The organism is Metabacillus sp. YM-086 (assembly GCF_048059995.1).
Taxonomy (GTDB): Bacteria; Bacillota; Bacilli; order Bacillales; family Bacillaceae; genus Metabacillus; species Metabacillus litoralis_B.
In genome coordinates, this window is sequence record NZ_JBLUOI010000001.1 from 137,069 (window position 1) to 158,701 (window position 21,633).

The 21,633-nt window shown below is 34.4% G+C and carries 21 protein-coding genes; 17 read left to right on the forward strand and 4 right to left on the reverse strand.

What is annotated here, in order from left to right; genetic code table 11:
* Positions 1–27: 27 nt before the first annotated feature.
* From ACEWK1_RS00725 to ACEWK1_RS00775, 11 genes are all read left to right on the forward strand, one after another.
* Complete coding sequence (locus tag ACEWK1_RS00725) at positions 28–915, forward strand: PhzF family phenazine biosynthesis isomerase (protein WP_212134766.1); 888 nt, start codon at positions 28–30, stop codon at positions 913–915.
* Positions 916–1,038: 123 nt separating this feature from the next.
* Entirely contained in the window at positions 1,039–1,191 is a 153-nt protein-coding gene (locus tag ACEWK1_RS00730) for a hypothetical protein (protein ID WP_162987314.1), read from the forward strand.
* A gap of 127 nt (positions 1,192–1,318) precedes the next feature.
* Positions 1,319–2,482 (forward strand): serine hydrolase domain-containing protein, encoded by a 1,164-nt coding sequence (locus ACEWK1_RS00735; protein WP_232273472.1) that lies wholly within the window; start codon positions 1,319–1,321, stop codon positions 2,480–2,482.
* 328 nt (positions 2,483–2,810) lie between these two features.
* On the forward strand, positions 2,811–4,343 hold the full coding sequence (gene nikA, locus ACEWK1_RS00740; protein WP_212134768.1) for a nickel ABC transporter substrate-binding protein: 1,533 nt from the start codon (positions 2,811–2,813) through the stop codon (positions 4,341–4,343).
* 1 nt (position 4,344) lies between these two features.
* Positions 4,345–5,286: a nickel ABC transporter permease gene (nikB, locus tag ACEWK1_RS00745; RefSeq protein WP_232273470.1), complete on the forward strand. Its 942-nt coding sequence runs from the start codon at positions 4,345–4,347 to the stop codon at positions 5,284–5,286.
* A complete protein-coding gene (gene nikC, locus ACEWK1_RS00750; RefSeq protein ID WP_232273469.1) occupies positions 5,283–6,128 on the forward strand; it encodes a nickel transporter permease in 846 nt (281 codons plus the stop codon). The genes nikB and nikC overlap by 4 nt, the downstream gene beginning before the upstream one ends.
* Before the next feature lie 7 nt (positions 6,129–6,135).
* Complete coding sequence (locus tag ACEWK1_RS00755; RefSeq protein ID WP_212134770.1) at positions 6,136–7,125, forward strand: ABC transporter ATP-binding protein; 990 nt, start codon at positions 6,136–6,138, stop codon at positions 7,123–7,125.
* Entirely contained in the window at positions 7,094–7,855 is a 762-nt protein-coding gene (locus ACEWK1_RS00760; protein ID WP_212134772.1) for an ABC transporter ATP-binding protein, read from the forward strand. Before ACEWK1_RS00755 ends, ACEWK1_RS00760 begins: the two co-directional genes overlap by 32 nt.
* Positions 7,856–7,878: 23 nt before the next feature.
* Positions 7,879–9,225: an MATE family efflux transporter gene (locus ACEWK1_RS00765; protein WP_212134774.1), complete on the forward strand. Its 1,347-nt coding sequence runs from the start codon at positions 7,879–7,881 to the stop codon at positions 9,223–9,225.
* A gap of 286 nt (positions 9,226–9,511) precedes the next feature.
* A complete protein-coding gene (locus ACEWK1_RS00770; protein WP_162987316.1) occupies positions 9,512–10,252 on the forward strand; it encodes a YdcF family protein in 741 nt (246 codons plus the stop codon).
* A 101-nt stretch (positions 10,253–10,353) separates the two neighbouring features.
* On the forward strand, positions 10,354–11,055 hold the full coding sequence (locus ACEWK1_RS00775; protein WP_212134776.1) for a polysaccharide deacetylase family protein: 702 nt from the start codon (positions 10,354–10,356) through the stop codon (positions 11,053–11,055).
* A gap of 38 nt (positions 11,056–11,093) precedes the next feature.
* Here ACEWK1_RS00775 and ACEWK1_RS00780 read toward each other — a convergent pair whose 3' ends face one another.
* Positions 11,094–11,681: a DUF6434 domain-containing protein gene (locus ACEWK1_RS00780; RefSeq protein WP_212134778.1), complete on the reverse strand. Its 588-nt coding sequence runs from the start codon at positions 11,679–11,681 to the stop codon at positions 11,094–11,096.
* Positions 11,682–11,848: 167 nt separating this feature from the next.
* On the opposite strand from ACEWK1_RS00780, the gene ACEWK1_RS00785 reads away from it, so the two are divergent.
* Positions 11,849–13,192: a sodium-dependent transporter gene (locus tag ACEWK1_RS00785; RefSeq protein WP_212134780.1), complete on the forward strand. Its 1,344-nt coding sequence runs from the start codon at positions 11,849–11,851 to the stop codon at positions 13,190–13,192.
* An 11-nt stretch (positions 13,193–13,203) separates the two neighbouring features.
* On the opposite strand, the gene ACEWK1_RS00790 is transcribed toward ACEWK1_RS00785, so the two are convergent.
* Positions 13,204–13,338, reverse strand: a complete 135-nt coding sequence (locus tag ACEWK1_RS00790; RefSeq protein WP_257535985.1) for a hypothetical protein — start codon at positions 13,336–13,338, stop codon at positions 13,204–13,206.
* A gap of 399 nt (positions 13,339–13,737) precedes the next feature.
* Here ACEWK1_RS00790 and ACEWK1_RS00795 point away from each other — a divergent pair, with 399 nt between their 5' ends.
* Positions 13,738–14,271, forward strand: a complete 534-nt coding sequence (locus tag ACEWK1_RS00795; protein ID WP_212134782.1) for a hypothetical protein — start codon at positions 13,738–13,740, stop codon at positions 14,269–14,271.
* An 81-nt stretch (positions 14,272–14,352) separates the two neighbouring features.
* Here ACEWK1_RS00795 and ACEWK1_RS00800 read toward each other — a convergent pair whose 3' ends face one another.
* The gene (locus tag ACEWK1_RS00800; RefSeq protein WP_121661648.1) at positions 14,353–15,306 is read right to left on the reverse strand and encodes a C40 family peptidase; all 954 of its coding nucleotides are present in this window, start codon (positions 15,304–15,306) and stop codon (positions 14,353–14,355) included.
* Between the two features lie 225 nt (positions 15,307–15,531).
* On the opposite strand from ACEWK1_RS00800, the gene ACEWK1_RS00805 reads away from it, so the two are divergent.
* The 4 genes from ACEWK1_RS00805 (at position 15,532) to ACEWK1_RS00820 (ending at position 20,048) form a co-directional block, all read left to right on the forward strand.
* On the forward strand, positions 15,532–16,680 hold the full coding sequence (locus tag ACEWK1_RS00805; RefSeq protein WP_212134784.1) for an iron-containing alcohol dehydrogenase: 1,149 nt from the start codon (positions 15,532–15,534) through the stop codon (positions 16,678–16,680).
* A 13-nt stretch (positions 16,681–16,693) separates the two neighbouring features.
* Complete coding sequence (locus ACEWK1_RS00810) at positions 16,694–18,343, forward strand: ATP-binding protein (protein WP_416635323.1); 1,650 nt, start codon at positions 16,694–16,696, stop codon at positions 18,341–18,343.
* The gene (locus ACEWK1_RS00815; protein WP_212134786.1) at positions 18,340–19,767 is read left to right on the forward strand and encodes a sigma-54-dependent transcriptional regulator; all 1,428 of its coding nucleotides are present in this window, start codon (positions 18,340–18,342) and stop codon (positions 19,765–19,767) included. The genes ACEWK1_RS00810 and ACEWK1_RS00815 overlap by 4 nt, the downstream gene beginning before the upstream one ends.
* A gap of 86 nt (positions 19,768–19,853) precedes the next feature.
* The gene (locus tag ACEWK1_RS00820) at positions 19,854–20,048 is read left to right on the forward strand and encodes a hypothetical protein (protein WP_121661651.1); all 195 of its coding nucleotides are present in this window, start codon (positions 19,854–19,856) and stop codon (positions 20,046–20,048) included.
* A 126-nt stretch (positions 20,049–20,174) separates the two neighbouring features.
* On the opposite strand, the gene ACEWK1_RS00825 is transcribed toward ACEWK1_RS00820, so the two are convergent.
* The gene (locus ACEWK1_RS00825; RefSeq protein WP_212134788.1) at positions 20,175–21,254 is read right to left on the reverse strand and encodes a diguanylate cyclase; all 1,080 of its coding nucleotides are present in this window, start codon (positions 21,252–21,254) and stop codon (positions 20,175–20,177) included.
* Positions 21,255–21,633 lie beyond the last annotated feature (379 nt).

The window sequence follows — 21,633 nt, forward strand, 5'->3', positions numbered from 1 at the left end:
TTAAACACAAAGAAATGGAGCCTTAATATGAAAAAAGTAAAAGTTTATCATTATGATGCATTCAGTTCACAACCGAACAAAGGGAACCCGGCAGGCTTTGTCTTAAATGGTGAAGATTTTACAGAAGAAGAAATGGTGCAAATCGCTGCAAAAGTTGGTTTTAATGAAACAACCTTTCTATACCAATCTAATGTGGCAGATCTTAGATTACGATATTTTACACCAGGTCATGAAATGAATTTATGCGGCCATGCCACAATGGCGTCAATCTATGCATTAAAAACAATGGATTTACTTCCGCAAAAAGATCATTTAATGATTGAAACAAAAGCAGGAGTTTTACCTATAAAAGTTCTTTCAAACAATGAAGATGTACAAATTTCAATGAAACAAGCTACACCTCAATTTATCGAATTTAAAGGTTCTCAAGATGATTTAGCTAAGTCAATCAATATAGATGCTAAGGATATTGCGAATGATTTACCAGTAGTGTACGGTAGCACAGGTATTTGGACACTGCTAGTACCAATTAAAAATCTTGAGGCCTTTCATAAAATGAAACCAACTAACAAATTGTTCCCGACTATTTTAAAAGAAATGCCAAAAGCATCCATCCATCCTTTTTCTCTTGAAACCTATGACCATACTGCTGATATGCATGCTCGACATTTTTCATCTCCATATTCGGGAACGATTGAAGACCCTGTAACAGGGACGGCATCAGGAGTTATGGGAGCCTATTATTCCAGATACATTGATAAGTTAAGTGATCAACTCGATCTGTTAGTTGAACAAGGACAGGAAATGGATAAAGATGGACGAGTACATGTTACAGTAACAAAAAAACAAGATTCCCATGAAGTTGAGATCACTGGGACAGCGAGATTTGTAAAAGAATTTGATCTTGTCATTTAATTGGAGACTTGGAAATTTGTAACGTATCAAAGTACTTAGGACTAAATTGACAAAGAATAAAAAGTAGAAACATTTCATCATCACATGCATATAGTAGAAGAACTTCATTTAAGGGTGTGAACAATGGATCATCGACAAACTGTTGAGTTGGTTGAGGAGCTTTTGCAGTCACGTATTAATGAAATCCTTCTAAAGAATGAAGCAGAGTATTTCGATAAACTTCCAGGATTGGTAGAAGCATTGAAAATGATTAAAGAACGATTCTCCAACATATAAGATTGTCCAGGGCCAACTAAGGCCCTTTATTTATGAAAACATTTACAAAAATTCAATAAAATAGATTGCGAAATTTAGTTAATTGTAGAAAAATAGAGGGAGAAACGTGTTGAGAGGAGATAAGCACTTGAACGAATTACATAACAGATTGTACCCTTTATTAAAAAGCTTTACGGAAAAAGGACCATCAGGCTGTTCCCTTCAGGTTATGCATCAAGGAAATACGATCTATAAAGATTATGTTGGTTTTGCTAATAAAGAAGATGAAATTGCGATAAATGAAGATACAATTTTTCGCATTTATTCCATGACTAAGGTTGTCACGTGTACAGCAGCACTTATGCTATATGAGCGAGGTCTTTTTTTATTAAATGACCCACTTGAAAAATACTTACCAGAATTTAAAGATATGAAGGTATATCATAAAGATGAAACCGGCAAGGTTACTGTAATACCAGCATCAAGATCAATCTTAGTAAAAGATTTATTTACAATGACTTCTGGACTTACGTATGGTGGAGAAGCAAATGAAACCGAAAAACAAGTTGCTAAAACGTTTCAGCAATTACAAGAAAAGGGTGAAAAATTAACAAATCGCCGTTTATCAGAAGTCCTTGCTGCCATTCCACTTGCCTTTCAACCTGGAGCCCAATGGCATTACGGTCTAAGCCATGATGTGTTAGGGGCACTAATCGAAGTACTTTCAGAAAAAACACTAGGACAGTTTTTTCAAGATGAAATCTTCACTCCACTAGGAATGGAGGATACATTTTTTAGAATCCCTGATAACAAAATGCATCGATTTGCAGCTCTCTATAATCGTAATGAAGATGGAACTCTGATTAAAAATGACAAAATGGATGTTCAATTTGAACCATTATCAGAGCTTGAATCTGGTGGTGGTGGTTTACTGTCAACATTAGGAGATTACAGCCGTTTTGCTCATATGCTTGCAAACGGTGGAGAATTTGAGGGAGTTAAAGTGATTGGAGAAAAAACAATTTCTTTAATGACAAAAAATCACCTAAATGATGAACAAGCTAAAACATATAATTGGGACTATTTAGCTGGATACGGCTACGGACTCGGTGTTCGGACTATGATGGATTCGGCAAAAGGTGGAAGCAATAGCTCGGAAGGGGAATTTGGATGGTCAGGATTAGCTGGTACGTGGGTATTAATTGATCCACAAGAAAAGCTATCAGCTGTATATATGCAGCAAATGATACCAAACTTCGAAGCTTATCATCAGCCTAGGTTGCGAAATGTGATTTATGGAGCAGTAAAGTAGATGAAAGTTGCCTGTAATCGAATACGATTACAGGTTTTTTCCGTAACTAGTGTTTTAAAATAAATTGACCTGATATAACATTAACCTGTATCTATCTTTAATTAATTCCGAAATAAAAAAAGCTATATTATAAAGCTAAAAACTGGTAAAATAGTATTTATGTAAAATTTTCTAAATTTTGTTGACAGTATGTATGAAATTGATTTATTATACAAAGCGTAACGATTTCGATTTGTGTAATATAACTATAGAAATCTACATAAAAATAAATTTTGTTAATTAAATCGTAACAATTTCGTTTAAAGCACATAACGTGAGGAGATGTCTTATGAAAGCTACATTTTTGTCTATCTTTATTGGAATCGTATTAATGCTGTCAGCATGCTCTAACTCGAGCACAAATAGTAAGGAAGCAGCAAACGAAGCCCAAGAAAAATCGTTAACTTTTTTGTTTAATTTTCCTACAAGCACACTTGATCCACACCAAGACGATAATAGTACAACGGTACGAGCTGGAATCACTGAAACTTTAGTCAAGTTAAATGAAGATTTGGAGCTTGAACCTTGGCTTGCAAGTGAGTGGAAAGCAATTGATGAATTAACATGGTCATTTACCGTTCAGGAGGGAGTATTGTTTCAAGACGGAACAACATTAGATGCAGAAGCTGTGAAACAATCGTTTGAGCGTGGAATCAACGTTAGTGAATCAATGAAGGCAGCTTTAAAGCTAGAGTCTATCTCAACTGATGGAAATTCGGTTATTTTCAAAACAACACAACCTCTACCAGCTTTTCCATCTGAATTAACACATCCGCATACGTCAATTGTTAAGGTAGAAGATGATGAGAAATTGAGAACAGCTCCAATTGGTACAGGCCCTTTTGTTGTTGATACATTTGATTCAGAGGTAAAGGTAGAGCTTACTAAAAATACTTCGTATTGGAATGGAGAACCAAAACTTGATAAAGTAACATTTGGTTTTAATTCAGATGCGAATGCAAGGGCTATGGCTCTTCAATCAGGAGAAGCAGATATCATTTATTATCTACCTTCTGAATTAGCCACCTCTTTAAAGAGTGATAAAAATATTGTAGTCGAATCTGTGAGTAGTTTACGTACCCATTTTATTTCCTATAACATGAACAGCTCTGAAGTTGCCGATGAAAATGTCCGTCAAGCCTTGGATTCTTTATTTGATCGTGAAGCAGTTGCCAATGACTTAATGGGAGGAATGGCTGTACCAGCAGGTGGTCCGTTTAATCCTGACTTTCCGTTTAGCATGAAAGCAGATCCCGTTAAATATGATTCTAGTCATGCAAAGAAGCTGCTTGAAGCAGCTGGCTATAAGGAAGTTAATGGTGTAATGGAGAAAAATGGAGAACCATTGCAACTAGAGATGATTACCTATCAATCAAGACCAGAGCTTCCACTTATTGCACAGATGCTTCAATCGAATGCAAAGGAAATAGGTGTTGAGATCAACATTAAATCTGTTGAAAATATCGATGAGTACTTATCAACAAATGAGGAATGGGATATTGCAACATACAGTAATTTAACAGCTCCACGTGGAGATGTTGGATATTTCCTCAATTCTGCCTATTCACTTGATGGTGCTCTAAATATTGGTGAAATTAATGATCCAGAAATTAATGAAATTTTAACAGAGCTAAATAAAACAACAGATGTTGAGAAACGTAACGATGTTGGGAAACAGGTTGAAAACATGACACAGCAAAAAATTTATCAATCTTATATCGTTCACCCAATGATCACTGTTGCTATGAATAAAGATGTAAAAAACTATTCAGTTTCAAAACAAGAATATTATTTAATAACAAATCAATTGGATGTAGAATAACGTGATTCGATATCTTTTATCAAAAATTATACAAATTATTGTCGTATTACTTTGTCTTTCGTTTTTGAGCTTTGTGTTCATTAAATTAGCTCCCGGAGATCCTGTAAAGGCAATGTTGGATATTGATGAAGTATTGATTACAGAAGCAGAAATTGAGGATATAAGATCGGAGATGGGCTTTGATCAGCCCATCTTTGTTCAATATGGAATGTGGCTTAAACAGGCGATTAAGCTAGATTTTGGGGAATCGTATTTAACAAACCGACCTGTTTTGAGTGAAATACAGGACCGTTTACAAGCTTCTCTTGAACTGATGGGAGGGGGAATGCTTGTTGTTATCTTAATATCGATTCCATTAGGGGTTTGTTCAGCTGTTTATCAATCAAAATGGATTGATCATCTTGGACGAATTTTTGCTTTTTTCGGAGCTTCCATTCCAAGCTTTTGGCTGGGACTTCTATTAATCTATTTCTTTAGTGTAAAGTTGAAGGTTCTTCCGTTTATCGGTAATAATGGTGCCGAAAGCCTTATTCTCCCATCCCTTACATTAGGACTTGCAATGTCTGCTGTTTACGCAAGGCTATTGAGAGCAGCAATGCTTGAAACAATGAATAAGCCATATATTAAGGCTTTGAGAATGAAAGGCATTCGTGAAAAAAGCCTAATTTTTAAATACTCTTTACGTGAGAGCATGATACCAGTTGTTACGATGTTTGGTATGAGCCTTGGGAACTTATTGGCTGGGGCAATTGTTGTAGAAATTTTATTTTCATGGCCTGGGTTAGGAAAAATGGTCGTTGAAGCCATCATGAATCGAGATTATCCGTTAATCCAAGCTTATATTTTACTTTCAGGCATTTTTGTCATGAGTATTAATTTAATTGTTGACCTATCGTATTATCTTTTAGACCCAAAATTAAGAAGAAAGGAGCAAAGGGCGTGATAACGGATGTATTACATCTTAAGAAGAAAAAGCGAAATCTATTTATTCAAACGGGTGTACTATTACTCATCTTGATTATGCTCCTTTTTTTCTTATCTTACCTATTTAATCCACATGATCCATTAAAAGTAAGCACTGGTGAACGATTGCAGTCGCCTAGTATGGAGCATTTACTTGGAACAGATCAACTAGGTCGTGATATTTTAGCGAGGTTAACAGAAGGTGCCATCTACACATTGGGGATATCGGTTTTATCCATCTTTGTTTCTTTATTGATTGGCTTACCAGTTGGTGTTCTTTCAGGCTACTTCGGGAAAAAAATAGATCAATTATTCATGAGAGTTATTGATACGTTTGTTGCGTTCCCAGATTTTTTACTGGCAATCGCGATAACAGGATTACTTGGTCCTGGGATTTGGAATGTGATGATTGCGATTATTTCAGTAAAGTGGGTAGGCTATGCTCGCTTAACACGTAGTATTGTTCTTACTGAAAAGCATAAGGACTATATTACGATGTCAGCTTTTAGTGGAAGTTCCGTTTGGAAAATCATGACCCTGCATTTATTCAAACATATCCTTCCACAAGTGATTGTTTTAGCATCATTAGATATAGGGAAAATTATTCTTCTTATTTCTTCCCTATCGTATATCGGGTTAGGAGCACAACCACCACTGCCAGAGTGGGGAGCAATGTTAAATGAAGGAAGGTTATATTTTCAAACATCTCCAAGCTTAATTATTTTTCCCGGTCTAGCGATCATGCTTGTTGTTATGGCCTTTAATCTAATAGGAGATGGCTTAAGAGATAAACTAGATGTTCAATCTAACAGAAAGGAGTAGCTTTTATATGAATGTTCCTCTTTTAGAGATGAAAGAATTAAGTATCGAAATAAAACATACAAATCAAACAATCATTCAATCTCTCTCGTTTACTATATATTCTGGAGATATGGTAGGCATTGTTGGGGAAAGTGGGAGTGGAAAGAGTGTTACCGCACAGGCAATTTTAGGCTCCATTCCTACGTCGTTTAATATGAATGGCTCCATATTATTTGAGGGACAATCGATTTCTTTTCAGAAAAAAAACAAGTTGATTGGGACTGAAATTTGTTATATTCCTCAAGACTATTCAAACGGCTTTTCACCTTTCTTTAAAATAGGCTCTCAAATGGATGAACAATTGGCCACACATACTTCTTTATCAAAAAAACAGAGAAGGAAAAGAATTCTTGACATGCTAGAAAGAGTACAACTACCGGCTGAAAAAGTTTATTCATCTTATCACTTTGAACTTAGCGGCGGGCAGTTACAACGAGTAGTTATTGCTTCTGCCATGATTCTTAATCCGAAGCTTCTCATATGTGATGAGATTACAACCGCATTAGACCCTAAAAATGCTGACCAAATTATGCAGCTTTTAAATGATTTGCAAACACAATACAATACCGCAATTATTTTTATTAGTCATCAGCTTCATCATGTGATGAACTATTGTGATCAACTTGCTGTTATGTATGGTGGAGAATGGATGGAATACGGTCTAACAAATGAGATTAAAAAGAACCCTACACATCCGTATACAAAACTACTTTTGAATACAATCCCAACGTTTAAGGCAGATGCTGAATATCTTCAACTTATTCCTGGAGAACCTGGTGAAGTGAATCGTGAAGGCTGTCCATTTGCAACAAGATGTCCTTATTGTGAACCCGTTTGCCTTCATTCACAAGTTACATTAAAGGGAACACCCCTTCATCAAGTAGCTTGTCACCTTGTGAATACGAAAGAAGGAGAGGGAACGACAAGTGACTCTATTAAAAGTCCAGTCTATATCTAAAAACTACGGTAAACTACCCGCTCTTGACAATATTTCTTTTTCTATAAGTGAAGGAACAGCGTTAGGAGTTGTAGGGGAGAGTGGGAGTGGCAAAAGTACTCTTATCAAGAGCATATTAAGTATGGAAAGCATCCATTCCGGTCGGATTCTTTTTTTAAATCAAGATATTCATAAGTTAAAAGGTAAGCAGAAAAGAGAGTTGTATAAAGATATTCAAATCATTATGCAGGATCCTTCTACTTCATTGAATGCTAAGCTTCCAGTATGGAAAAGTATGGTTGAACCAATAAGTAATTTCCGTGATCGAAAAGATACCTTATACCCTAATCTTTCTTTATTTGACATTGCCAAAAAGGTTGGCAAAATGGTTGGATTAAAAGAGGAGCACCTTACTAAATATCCTCATGAGCTTAGCGGTGGTCAAAAGCAACGGGTTTCTATTGCTAGAGGGATTAGTCTTCATCCAAGATTACTTATATTAGATGAGCCCACCTCAAGCCTTGATGTTTCCATTCAAGCTCAAATTCTAATGCTGTTAAAATCTCTTAAAAAAGAATTGCAAACTTCATTTTTATTTGTTTCACACGATCTAAAGGCTGTACGTTTTTTATGTGATGAGATAGTAGTTTTAAAAGAAGGAAAGCTATTGGAACGCTTTTCTTCCGACGATATATTACAAGAAGAACGTCATGATTATACAAAACAACTAGTAAGGTATACTGCTTTATAAAGCTAGCTAAGAAGGAGAAAGTAATGAAATCTGTGTTAACTTCAGCTCCTTTACATAAAGGGAGCATTTTTACACATCGTGAATACTTAACATTAGCAATTCCCCTGATCATATCAGGGATCTCTACACCAATTTTAGGTGCTGTTGATACAGCTGCTGTAGGAAGATTGCCTGATGCATCAGCAATTGGTGCAGTAGCACTTGGAGCTGTTATATTTAATACGATGTATTGGTTGCTTGGTTTTTTACGCGTAAGTACAACAGGACTTACCTCACAAGCAAATGGGGCAAATGATGCTAAGGAAATGGCTTTAGCTTGTTTACGTCCTATGTTTTTGGCTGTACTTATAGGATCGTTATTTATCATTTTACAGATTCCGATTTTAAAGCTCTCACTCTACTTATTTGGTACCTCAGAATCAGTAGGAGACCTTGTTTCTACTTATTTTTCGATTCGAATTTGGGGAGCTCCTTTTGCCCTTTTAAATTATGTTTTGATTGGATGGCTGATGGGGTTAGGTAAGGTAAAGCTTTCGTTAAGCACTCAAATTACAATGAATGTGCTAAACATTGTGTTAGATCTCTTATTTGTTCTCGTGTTTGGTCTAGGAGTGGCTGGGGTAGCCTATGCAACGGTAATAGCGGAAATTAGTGCTATTTTTATCGGTCTATTCTTTATGATTCGTACAAAGTTAATTGACTTATCAATGATTCAATGGAGAATCTTAATTGAAAAAGCCCCTTTAGTGAAAATGCTCAAAGTAAATCGAGATTTTTTTCTACGCTCAATTTGCTTGTTAACAATGACAGTTACCTTTACAACAATAGGTGCAAGACTGGGAGAAACAGCATTAGCGGCTAATGCGATATTATTGCAAATTCATTATTTGATGGCCTATTTACTTGGAGGGTTTGCAAACGCTTCTAGTATTGTAGTCGGAAGATCCATTGGTAGTAAGCAGTTTCCTCTTTTCAAGCGAGCGTTATCACTATCTCTATTTTGGGGAACTCTATCAGCTTGTATATTATCGTTAATAATGCTGCTGTTTGATGAGAGTATCTTCAAAATTTTTACATCTATTGAAGAAGTAAACAATGCTGTTATAGAGTTAGGAATTTGGATGGTCATTTATCCAATCGCTGGTTTTTGGGCACTTCAATTGGAAGGGATCTTCGCAGGAGCGACAGATGCTAAATCGGTTCGAAACTCAATCTTCTATGCGTTGCTTGCGTTTGTTATCGTAATCCTCATATATGGTAGAGATATTACTCCACACGAACTATGGCTGTCATTTACTGTGTTTACTTTGGGTCGAACAGTATTTTTATCGATGTATGTTAGGAAGATTGAGAGAAGTAACTTTAGGTAGAATGTTCAATTAGAGAGCATTTTACTTGTGAATATAATGTGTATTGTCCTTCATAGTAGTCTAGTTGAAGGACTTTTTTTGATCTAATAAGTTTAATTTCTTCAGTGTTATTAAACTCACAGGTGTAGCCACTTTTTCTTTCCTCTATCTATCCTAGTAACTATTATAAGCAATTAAACCCATTGTAATTGATACCAAAATATGACACAATTTGATAGATTTCCAGGTAAACTAGTAATAATTGTTATTTTAGATGATAATTCTATTAAAATTGGGTGAGGGTAATATGAGAAATGTGTTTTGGATTTTTTCTGCATTATTAATTATTTATGGACTAGCATCATTGTGGACAAATAGAATAAACATTGGAATTGTATTTATTCTATTTTTGGGAATGATTTGTTTAGTAGTTAGTATTTATTTTAAGAAGTTAAAACAATATGTACAAAAAAGAAAAAAGCTTAAAAGAACGATATTTATTGTTTTATCCATAGGACTACTTACAGCAGCAAGTTTAGAAGCATTACTATTAAGCGGGATGATTGAAAAGCAGCCTAAAAGCGTTGATTATATTCTCGTTTTTGGTGCTGGAGTAAAAAATGGTTCCCCAACCCCAGTGTTAAAAAATCGTTTGCAAAAAGCAATTGACATGCATGGTAAATATCCAGAATCAAGCATAATCGTATCTGGGGGACTTGATACTGGTGAGCAATATACGGAAGCTTTTGTTATGAAGGAATACCTTATTATTAATGGTATACCGGAGCAATTAATAATGATGGAGGATAAAGCAACAAGTACAAAGGAAAATGCTGATTTCAGTCAAAAGCTAATGTCAGGGAAATCACAAGAAGTAATGGTTGTAACTAGTGATTATCATTTATTTCGTGCAAGTTATTATGCAAATAAAGCCGGACTTACTCCATATCGTGCGGGAGCCCCTATTCCACTAAGTATTGTTCCTCTTACACATTTACGAGAAATGATGGGGATAGGGAAAATGTTGGTGGAAGATGTACTTGATTAATCAGGAAGCAAACTTTTGATTTTATTGAATAGGTAAGGCCGCATCTACATGAAAATATTGTGGTTGAAAATGAATAAATCTTTGGGAAAAGGACGTATTACATGAGAAGAAAGTTAATAGTGACCGGTGCATTGATCCTTTCTATTGCACTTTTACTTACAGGTGCATATAAACTAATGAACTTAAGGAATTATCAAGTTTTCGGTGATTTAATAAATAGTGTTCAGACGAAAGAAAAGGTAGTAGCCCTTACTTTTGATGATGGACCAACTGATAAGATTGAGAAGATTTTACCACTATTAGAAGAATATAATGCGAAAGCTACATTCTTCTTAATTGGTAGTGAACTAGAAAAGAATATGGATCTCGGACAAAAGATAGTGAAAGCAGGACATGATATTGGTAATCATACTTATTCCCATGAACGGATGATATTCAAAAAAATGTCATTTATTAAGGACGAAATAACAAAGACAAATGAGTTGATTCGTCAAACTGGATATAGGGGAGAAATTGATTTTCGACCTCCAAATGGGAAGAAATTAATTGCATTGCCATATTACTTAGATAAGGAAAACATTGAGACAATCATGTGGGACCTTGAACCTGATACCTACAATTCATCTCGTTCAGAAAAAATTTCGTATGTGAAAAACAATATAAAACCAGGCTCAATTCTCTTACTTCATCCAATGTACGATGAAGATGAACTACAAACGCTTGAAGGAATTTTAAAATCTTTATCAGAAGAAGGCTATTCGTTTACAACTGTTAATGAATTGCAAAGTATAAACGGGAGCTAAACTAAGAAAATGAAAGAGGAGTAAATACTACAAAGTGTTTACTCCTTTTTATGTATACTAACGTGTGAGGATTTGTATTTATTATCTCCCGGTAGAGTTTTTATGGTGTTCCATGCATCTATCGCATCTTTTCGACGTTTTCCCTTATTGGTCGGATCTTGATAGAAATCTCTTATGAATTGATTATATTCAAATTGTGGCGAGATCTCTTTAGTAAATGAAGGATCTTTTTTGCGTTCTTCTTCTTCATACCAGGCTTTAACGACATCTTTGAATGTTTTCCCAGCATTGTTTTTAAAAAAGTTCTGTATGTAAGTTGAAAAATGAAATTTTTTACCGATTTCTTCTGTGAAAAACTCTCTAATATCTTGGCTGCATCTGTGATTTGAAATAATGACAGTATCCAAAGAGAGAGAATCATATTGCTTTGTTTTTGAACTTTTTTTCTTATGAGCTTTAGGTATAACACCACTTGTTAGAAACATGATAATTCTTTCCATTAATTCTATTTTTGATCCATATGATGGTATACCAACTTCTTTACAGAAAGTAGCGAGCTCTTCTTTTAGCCAATAGTAATTTTTAAAATCCTCTATGTACATTTCTTTACATAACTTTGGTCTCATTCTTTATTTAACTCCTCTTCAAAATAACCACAAAATCGAACTTATGTTCTATTGTATAGAAAATAATGGATTTGTACAAGGGGAAAATAATATATGAAGTTTATTTTTTATGCTATACCACCTTCCATAAGCTATAATAAAATAATAATTATTTTAAGGGGGAACTAATGAATACAAATAGAGAAACATGGTCATCGAAATTTGGTTTTATCATGTCCTCAGCAGGGGCAGCAATAGGACTTGGGGCAATATGGAAATTCCCCTATGTAGCAGGTACGAGTGGTGGTGGAGCTTTTTTATTACTCTTTATTCTGTTTACTGTTCTAATAGGTTTACCGATGCTAATCTCAGAATTTATTATTGGACGTGGGGCTCAAAGTGAAGCTGTTTCCGCTTATAAAAAACTAGCACCAAACAGTTTGTGGACAATTATTGGACCATTAGGAGTGATTGGCTGCTTTTTATTGCTTTCTTTTTACGCAGTAGTTGGAGGCTGGGTGCTAATTTATACGATAATGGCAATCGGTGGCCGTGTGATAGAACCTAATGCAAGTTATCCAGAATTATTTGGTAGCATTACAGGATCACCACTTATTACACTTCTAGGTTTAGCTGTATTTTTACTTATAAACATGATTGTTATATCAGTAGGAATTAAAAATGGGATTGAAAAAGCAAGTAAGTATATGATGCCGATTTTGTTTCTTCTATTTTTAATTTTGGTTGTTAGAGCATTAACATTAGAAGGTGCATTGGAGGGAGTACGATTTTTCTTACAGCCTGACTTTACAAAAATCACTGCTGAATCTGTTCTATATGCACTTGGACAATCCTTCTTTGCATTAGCAGTTGGTTTTTCATGCATGGTTACATATAGTTCCTACTTAGAAAAAAAAGTGAGCATTCCATCCTCTGCAAGTACAGTTGTTGTCATGAATATTCTAGTATCGTTACTAGCAGGTCTCGCTATTTTTCCAGTTGTTTTTGCGTTTGGATTAGAACCAGCTGAAGGTCCGGGGTTGCTATTTATGGTGCTACCTGCTGTTTTTTCGCAAATGCCTTTGGGTGAGTTGTTTCTAGCTATATTTCTTTTGCTTTTCTTATTTGCAACCTTAACATCATCGTTTAGCTTATTAGAAATTATCGTTTCAGCAATCACTGACAATAAAAGGTCAACACGTAAAAGAACAGCATGGCTATCTGGAGTTGTTGTGTTTTTTGCGGGAATTCCTGCAGCATTATCGTTTAGTAAACTACAGAACTTTCATGTTTTCGGAAAAACAATATTTGATGCTACTGATTTCTTGGTTAGTAATATTATGTTACCGTTAGGCTGCCTACTTATTGCTCTTTTTATCTCCATTAAAATGAATAAACAGTTAGTAGAAGCAGAGTTTGGTATAGGTCATTCACTTTCGCCTATCTTATTTAAAGTATGGAGATTTCTAATGAAATGGGTAGTACCACTTACCATTGTTGTTGTATTTTTAAGTACACTCGGTCTTATTTAGTAATAAACATATTAAATAAGACCGATGTCTGTATTCAAAAGGGGTTTGAGGTTTTGAAGTACAAAATTAGAAATAACCGTACTATTCGAACGGCCATTTGCACTTACATTAACAGATAATTTTATTAGTAAAAATTCTTGGAACATTGTAATTGTGTCTCCAAGCATTTTTTATACTAAATTTGAAAAATAAACGGAAAAGTTCCGTTTAAATCGGGAAATACCAACATTTTCGACAAAATAAGGGGAGTTTTTCCGCTTATATGAATCTATTCTTTAGATTTAGTTATATATAGAAGTTAACCGGAATATATCCGCTTATAACGGCTTCTTAAGCACCTACCATATACCTTAAACGGAATTTCTCCGCCTATCAATTCCTATACCTCTACGAACAGTATCTTTTTCTTTTTTGTACTTAAAAAAAGAAGTACTTATTTGTTCTTTTGTTTATAAAGGATATTTTTTTATTGATAAACGATAAAATCATACCTATAATTAATAAGGTAACTGAATTTGAAATACATAATAAGGTGGAGATAAAACTTGTCGGTTTTATTCATTCTGGGTGTTATGGCAATCCTTTTCATGCTGTTTTTCAAGGAACCCATAATAAATTTGTTCGTGATAAATCAAAAAGTAATTAACCCTCTTAAACGTAAACGTTGGTTTCGCAATCCTTGGTTATCGGGTCTTTTTCTATTTTTTATTAATGCTTTTCTCTTTTTGATAACAGGAGTTATTTTGTATGCTTTGACGTTTTTTACGATCCCATTTTTACATTTATTTGTAATTCTATTTGCGGTGATTGTGAGTGTAATTGTATGGAGCATGATCAATTTTGCTTGGGAAGGTACAAAGTTAACCCGTTTGAAAATGGGGGCAGTTGGTAGTAGTTTCTACCTGATTTTAACGATAGTCTTTTTCTATTTTTTAGTTAGATTAGAGCCTCTTTACCCTGGTGAAGATACGTTTATGAGAGCAGTCGGATTCATGTTTGCCATAATTGTTACTTCTGTTGCCTTTGTTACATGTTTTATTATGACTGGTTTATCTAAAAGAAAAAATTTGAACATTTAATTATAAATAAATAATGAAAAAAGGAGCTGCTGAAATAAGCTTGCTCCTTTTTCTATTCATATATGCAACAAATCTAGCATTCTATAAGCTTATTTTTTTAGCACCTAAATAACGTGGCTTCCAATAGGTGTTATTCATATCAGAAATTGTTACACCTGTAGATGAACCAGCATGGATAAATTTATTATCCCCAAGATAAATACCCGCATGTGTTGGACCTGGTGCAGTTGTTGTAAAGAAAACAAGGTCTCCTTTTTGTGGAGAAGAAACGGTTGTTGTTGCTTCCCATATTGTTGCCACTGTACGTGGTATTTTTATTCCTTGTGTGTTATAAACATAACTTAAATAGCCAGAACAATCAAACCCTGTAGGAGTGCTTCCACCCCAAACATATGGAACTCCGATATATTTTTTTGCCTCAGTAATTAATGCTTCTGCATTTAATGTAACAGGTGCAGTAGCTGTTGATCCCGTTAATTTTAGCACTTGTCCCGTATAAATTGAATCACTCGTTAAATTATTATACGTTTTTAGCTGTGTCACGGTTAAACCAGTATTTATAGAAATTTTCCATAGTGTATCACCAGATTGTACGGTATAAGTTGTAGTATTCGTTACCGTAGGAGGTGGTGGAGTAACTGTAGCTTGACCTTCTACGTTTAATACTTGTCCAATGTATATAAGGTCAGATGTTAAGTTATTTAACGTTTTTAAATTTGTTACAGTTGTATTGAAGTTTTTTGCAATTAAAGAAAGGGAATCACCGGATTTTACGGTGTAAGTTGTTATTTCAACTGGTGTTTCATGTGAATGTGGAGCAATTAATGATAATTCTTGTCCAACATAAATGGTAGAGGTCGTTAAGTTGTTATATTGCATAACTTCTTGAACAGATAAGTTATTATTAAAGGATATTTTCCATAAAGAGTCACCGCTTTGAACCTTATATGTTACTTCGTGGGCTGAAGCTGGTTTTGTAAATCCAGTCGAAATGACTCCAAGAGTGGCTATTGTTAAGATAATTTGCTTTTTCAAGCACAACACGCTCCTTGTTGTTAGAATTCTATTTCTGCGCAGCTATAAATTCATCATAACGTGTTGGGAGGTTTGATTATACCTCTAAAAATATGGGATAACTAGAGATTTTATCCAATTGAATGTAAAAATGTAAGCGTTTAACACATTTCTCGACAAAAAAGAAGGATTTTCCAAAACTAATAAGAAATTACATAGTATAAAAATCGAATAAAGGTGATATCGATGAATATATCAAAATTTGTAACACCTGAAATTATCTTTGGTAAAAACTCGATTAAACAAGCGGGTGAGGCATGTTTACGTCTTGGTGCTAAAAAGGTATTAATTGTGAGTGATCAAGGAGTTGCAGTAGCTGGCTGGTTAGATAAAGTTGTTAATCTTTGCAAAGAATCTTGTCTTCCATTTGCCACATATACAGATATTACGATTGATCCAAAGGATACCGAAGTGATAAACGGATGCAGATCTTATATAGAAAACGAATGTGATGCCATTATTGGTGTTGGTGGCGGAAGCGCATTAGATGTGGCGAAGGCTATTGCGATTGTAGCAACAAATGGAGGAGAAATTAAGGATTATGAAGGAATCGATAAAATCGTCCATCCTCTACCACCTATGATCATGATTATGACTACAGCGGGATCCGGATCTGAAGTTTCCCAGTTTTCTGTAATAGTGGATTCAACTAGAAAAAAGAAAATGACAATTATTTCGAAATCACTTGTACCAGACATTGCCATCATTGACCCTCTTACTTTAATGACAAAAGATAGCAGTTTAACGGCTGCAACTGGTATGGATGTTTTAACTCATGCTATCGAGGCTTATGTGAGTATCGCCGCCACACCATTAACAGATGTACAAGCGAAAAATGCACTATCCCTTGTGGCGACTTATCTAAGACCATCTGTTGCATCAAAAACAAATGAAGAAGCAAAGGAAGCAATGGCGATGGCTAGCTTACAGGCAGGACTTGCTTTTTCTAATGCGATTTTAGGAGCAGCACACGCTCTTTCTCATGCGATTGGTGGAAGGTTTCCGTTACCTCATGGGGAAATAAATGCAATACTTTTACCATATGTAATGGATTTTAATTATATTGCAGCGCCAAAAAGATTTATCGATATGGCAGATTGTATGGGAATTGATACAAGAGCGTTTACCCAAAAAGAAGCTGGAAATGCTGCAATACAATATGTAAGAGAGTTATCAGCTGATATCGGAATTCCAAAGCAATTAAGAGAGGTTGGAATTTCTCAAGATATGATTACATCAATCTGTCAAACTGCATTAGAAGATGCATGTATGATAACAAATCCTCGTGATATGAATCTTGAACAAATGAAGCAGTTATTACATCAGGTTTTGTAAGGAGGAAATTCTTTTGCTTGAAGATAAAAACGAGATGATTGCCCTGTTAACAGGTGTTGAATCTTCCAAGAAAAGCTATTATACAGAACTTAAGAAAACAGTTGATATGTTACAAAAGAAAAATATGCAGCTTGAAATAATGAACGAAGTGATGAAGAGTATTAAAATCGATATGACACTAGAAGAGATTTTAAATAATATGGTTGATAAATTAAAAAATATTATACAATTTGATCGATTAAGCTTTTTTCTACTCCAAAATGTAAGCCTTACTTTAATTAACGTTTTCCCTGAAAACACTTTTACCATAGAACGTGGGATAGACTTACCTCGCGATCGCTCTCTTTACTGGATGGCTTTAACTAAACGGCAAGTTATGTTTCAACAGGTAGAAACTCCAACCTGGAATTTTCATGAACTAGAGTTTTTAAGAAACCTAAAGCTAACCAGCATTCTCGTTGTGCCCATTTATAGTAAAAACAAAGAAATCGGTGTAATCTGTATCGGTCGTTGTTTCCGTGAACATTGGCATTCAGATGACATAGCATTTCTTGAGCAGCTTGCCGATCATTTAGCAGTTAGTATAGAAAATACCCAATTATATAATGAGGTGTTAAGGTCAAAGCAAGAGTGGGAGAACACATTTAAAGCAGTTGACGATATGATCATTATTTTTGATAAGCATGTAAATGTTATTCAAATGAACGACTCCGTTAGGCATTTTTTGAAAACCCATCATCATAAAGATAATCTTCTCCTAGAACAACACTATAAAAGATTGGCTAATAAAACATTTCAAACAGAAAAAGCCAGATATAAAGAAATTAATTTTGAGGACCAATCCACCTTTGAACTTTACACATATCCCGTTTATAACAATAAAAACATCGTAAATGGCGTTATTGCGTATGTAAAAGATGTAACAGAAAAACGAAAAATGGAAGTACAATTACTTCATTCAGGAAAATTGGCTGCAATTGGGGAAATGGCAGCAGGAGTAGCTCATGAACTAAATAGTCCACTCACTGCGATCTTAGGAAATTCACAGCTTCTATTAAGAAATGTAAAGGACGACGATGATTCTTTTACTCTTTTACGAGATATTAAAACTTGTGGAATTCGTTGTAAAGATATAATTAAAAGTTTACTAGCTTTCTCAAGACAAGAGGAGTATACATTTCAAACTTTTCATATAAATGATGCGGTGAAACAGGTGTTAAATTTATTAAAATATCAGTTGGAAAAAAATCAAATAACCGTCATCACAAACTTACATAAAGATCTTCCAATGATCGAAGGAAGTCAGCAGCAAATTGAACAAATTATCATTAATCTGCTACTAAATGCAAAAGATGCAGTAGAAGCGATAGTAAAAGATAATAAAGAAATTGAAATCATAACATCACTGGAAAATCAAGCAGTTAAGGTCTCGGTCCGTGACAATGGTATTGGCATAGAACAAGAACGCTTGTCAAAAATTTTTCATCCTTTTCATACAACAAAAGAAGCTGAAAAAGGAACTGGTTTAGGCTTATCAGTAAGCATAGGAATCGCTAAAACACATGGTGGAAGTATTGATGTAATAAGTGAAGTAAACAAAGGCAGTACCTTTCAACTCGTGTTGCCACTTCAACCAACAAATAAAACGGAGGCGAGTGTATGATTTCGATTTTAATTATTGATGATGAAGTGGAAATTGGTTACTTTTTATCTCGTCTTTTTCAGTCTAAAGGATATCATGTAAAAGTCGTTAATAGTGGAAAGGAATTTTCTAAAATTGACTTTTCGTTAGAGCCATTTCATGTTGCTATGATTGACCTGAAATTACCGGATGCAAATGGTCTTTCTCTATTGCAAAATCTAAAGCAAGTTCAACCCGCATGTAAAGTAATGATTATGACAGGATACAGTACCATTAAGACAGCTGTTGATGCGATAAAACTAGGTGCAAGTGATTATATCGAAAAACCTTTTGACGATATTGATTTATTAGAAAAGCAAGTAGAAAAGTTGCTAGAATCTACCTGTTTTACGAATCAACATCATATCGAAAAGATAGCCCGTGAATCAGGTCTTATCGTAGGGAATAGTAGGACAATGAATCAACTTATTCAAACAGCTGCCAAGGTTGCAGGAAAACCGGTAAATATTTTAATTGAGGGTGAAACTGGTACAGGAAAAGAAGTCTTATCACGCTTTTTACATCAAGCAAGTGATCGGCATCAAGAATCTTTTATTGGTGTAAACTGTGGTGCACTATCTGAAAATTTACTAGAAAGTGAATTATTTGGTCATGAAAAGGGTTCCTTTACTGGTGCCACCCAGCCTCGAAAAGGATTATTTGAAATTGCCAGTAACGGAACCTTATTTTTAGATGAAATTGCTGAAGCATCTTATGCGATACAGGTAAAATTACTTCGAGTTCTTGAAACAAGGGAGTTTATGCGCGTTGGTAGTGAGAGCATGCTTCGAACCAATACTAGGTTAATAGCGGCGACGAACGAAGATCTGAAAGAAGCTGTTAAACAAAAGAAATTCAGAGAAGATTTATTTTATCGTTTAAATGTTGTTCATCTAATAATTCCGCCATTACGTGAGCGGAAGGAGGATATTCCACTCCTTGTTCAGCATTTACTGCAACGAACTGGCACGTCACTCTCATTTTCTAATTCTGCGATAGACTTATTACAATCATATGATTGGCCGGGAAACATAAGAGAGTTATCAAACTTTGTTACAAGAGCAGTTATGTTAGCTGATCCTAATGCTACCATTATTCAGGCAGATGATTTACCAATAAATCGCCAAACTAAAAGTCAAGTGATAACCTCTAAGGCAGATAAACAAGAAAGTAATTTGGAAAGTTACTTAAAAACATGGCTGACAGAAACATTGACTACATTTGAACAAAAAGACGAAGTTAAGCTAGATGAGGTGCTGGCCCAAGTCAAAGAATTAGAATCACAGGTTGGTAAATCGTTTATTATGCGAACGTTAAAAGACACGCATGGAAACAGGAAGGAAGCTGCAAAACGACTGCAAATTACGATGAGAAAGCTGAGATATTTGTTAAACGAAAAAACGTAATAACACTTTGATTATGTCAAAATATTTATTATAATAAGCAAGAATGACAATAATTGTCCTATATAAAAGGAGATAAAGAAAAGATCATGTCGAATTCAGAAAACAATACAAACGAAAAAAAGAAAGTAAGTCTTAAGGAATTAATGGAGCAACAATTAGCAAAAAAGAAAGAAAAGCTTTCTAATAATAAACAATCATTAAGCGGTGCTGCTTCTAATCAAAAAATGAAAAGTCAGCAACACAAAAAAACAAGTAATACACGAAGAAAAATGGGTTCATAAACGAACGTTTAAAAAGGACATTTTCTTAATAAAAGAAGATGTCCTTTTTATTTTCTTTTTTTGAGCGGTTTATTAGAGACTATTAAAAAGGATGTTCATCATTCTTTGTGAACACCCTTTTTAAAATTAACTGTTGGATACACATACCTTATTTCTTCCAGTTCTCTTCGCTTGGTACAACGCTTTATCTGCATCTTCAATTAATGAAGCTGAATTCATTGTTGTGTCATTATAACAGGCTACTCCTATGGAAACAGTGATCGATATGTTTTCACCAGAGTTTAAAGTAAAGTTATATTTCTCCACTCGCTCTCGAATACTCTCGCTAATTTCCTTTGCTCTTTCAAGTGAACAATCTAATAAAATAATTGTAAATTCCTCGCCACCATTACGACTAACGATATCAAACGACCTTACTGAGTTTTTTAAGATATTTCCTAATTCTCTTAAAACAACGTCACCTTCTTTATGACCGTATGTATCATTAATTCTTTTAAAATGATCAATATCAATATATAGAAGAGATAGTTTTTCCTGCTTTTGTTCAATTGTCGATAAAAAGGAATTGAATAGTTCATCAAATTTTCTAACATTGTTTAGTCCAGTTAACCCATCTGTTGAAGACTCTGATTTGTATCGGTCAAATAGCTCTTGGCTGTTTCGTAAATACTCAACCATATAAAAACCAATAAATCCACCCAGATATGAAATTCCCCAATAAGAAGGAATTAAAAACATTAAAATATGAGCATCTGTTAATATAATGGATACTAAAACTGAAAATATAATATTAGAAAGAGTTAAGATGTAGATTATTTTAACCTTTTTAGATAGATTCTTATTTGATAGATAGATAGAAATCAAAGTTATTAGTACGATCAAAATCACACCTGCATACGCAGATAAGTTAATGCCAATCATTAAGCGTCCGATAATAACAAACAGCATCGCAATTAATGCGGGAACTGCTCCGCCATAATAAGCGAGTAATATAACCGGAATATGTCTTAAATCTACAATTGTGCTCTCAAACTGCATACTATATTGCATTAAGACATTACTTAAAAGGCCACCAATACTTCCCATAAGTAATTTCCTTGAGATAGTTGAAGATCTTTGAAGAGGAGAAGATTTTGTTAGTTGAGTGTATAAAAAAAGTAATGAAGTTAATATAGCTAAATTTGACAGTAATTGCTTAATTATCATATGATCACCTGTTCTTACTAATTGAAAAATCCTGTTAAGAATAATATATATATTATAAGCTTTTTACAATGAATCTCAAGGAAAAGGTTGATTAAAATTATGGAAAAAAATAAGGTATTGATGTGATTAAGATAGGTTTTTTTAAAAAAAAGAGTAACCAATCTAGGAATTTTCTACGCAAATTTGGCAGAGTGACGAAAAAACGGCAAAATATAGCCGATTTTTCGGCTTTTTATTCATTATATTTTGTAATCCTCTTTATTTATAAGCGTTTACTATTTGGCATCATTCTTGCTTAGTTATTAACGAATTAAAAATTGAGGAGTGTTTTATGAAGGATAATAGTGTAATGGAAATAGTTTCCATTATATGTTCTAAC

Coding starts and splice junctions, on each gene's coding strand:
- ACEWK1_RS00725 (WP_212134766.1), top strand. CDS start 28: ATGAAAAAAGTAAAAGTTTATCATTATGATGCATTCAGTTCACAACCG.
- ACEWK1_RS00730 (WP_162987314.1), top strand. CDS start 1,039: ATGGATCATCGACAAACTGTTGAGTTGGTTGAGGAGCTTTTGCAGTCA.
- nikA (WP_212134768.1), top strand. CDS start 2,811: ATGAAAGCTACATTTTTGTCTATCTTTATTGGAATCGTATTAATGCTG.
- ACEWK1_RS00755 (WP_212134770.1), top strand. CDS start 6,136: ATGAATGTTCCTCTTTTAGAGATGAAAGAATTAAGTATCGAAATAAAA.
- ACEWK1_RS00765 (WP_212134774.1), top strand. CDS start 7,879: ATGAAATCTGTGTTAACTTCAGCTCCTTTACATAAAGGGAGCATTTTT.
- ACEWK1_RS00770 (WP_162987316.1), top strand. CDS start 9,512: ATGAGAAATGTGTTTTGGATTTTTTCTGCATTATTAATTATTTATGGA.
- ACEWK1_RS00775 (WP_212134776.1), top strand. CDS start 10,354: ATGAGAAGAAAGTTAATAGTGACCGGTGCATTGATCCTTTCTATTGCA.
- ACEWK1_RS00780 (WP_212134778.1), bottom strand. CDS start 11,681: ATGAGACCAAAGTTATGTAAAGAAATGTACATAGAGGATTTTAAAAAT.
- ACEWK1_RS00785 (WP_212134780.1), top strand. CDS start 11,849: ATGAATACAAATAGAGAAACATGGTCATCGAAATTTGGTTTTATCATG.
- ACEWK1_RS00790 (WP_257535985.1), bottom strand. CDS start 13,338: ATGTTCCAAGAATTTTTACTAATAAAATTATCTGTTAATGTAAGTGCA.
- ACEWK1_RS00805 (WP_212134784.1), top strand. CDS start 15,532: ATGAATATATCAAAATTTGTAACACCTGAAATTATCTTTGGTAAAAAC.
- ACEWK1_RS00815 (WP_212134786.1), top strand. CDS start 18,340: ATGATTTCGATTTTAATTATTGATGATGAAGTGGAAATTGGTTACTTT.
- ACEWK1_RS00820 (WP_121661651.1), top strand. CDS start 19,854: ATGTCGAATTCAGAAAACAATACAAACGAAAAAAAGAAAGTAAGTCTT.
- ACEWK1_RS00825 (WP_212134788.1), bottom strand. CDS start 21,254: ATGATAATTAAGCAATTACTGTCAAATTTAGCTATATTAACTTCATTA.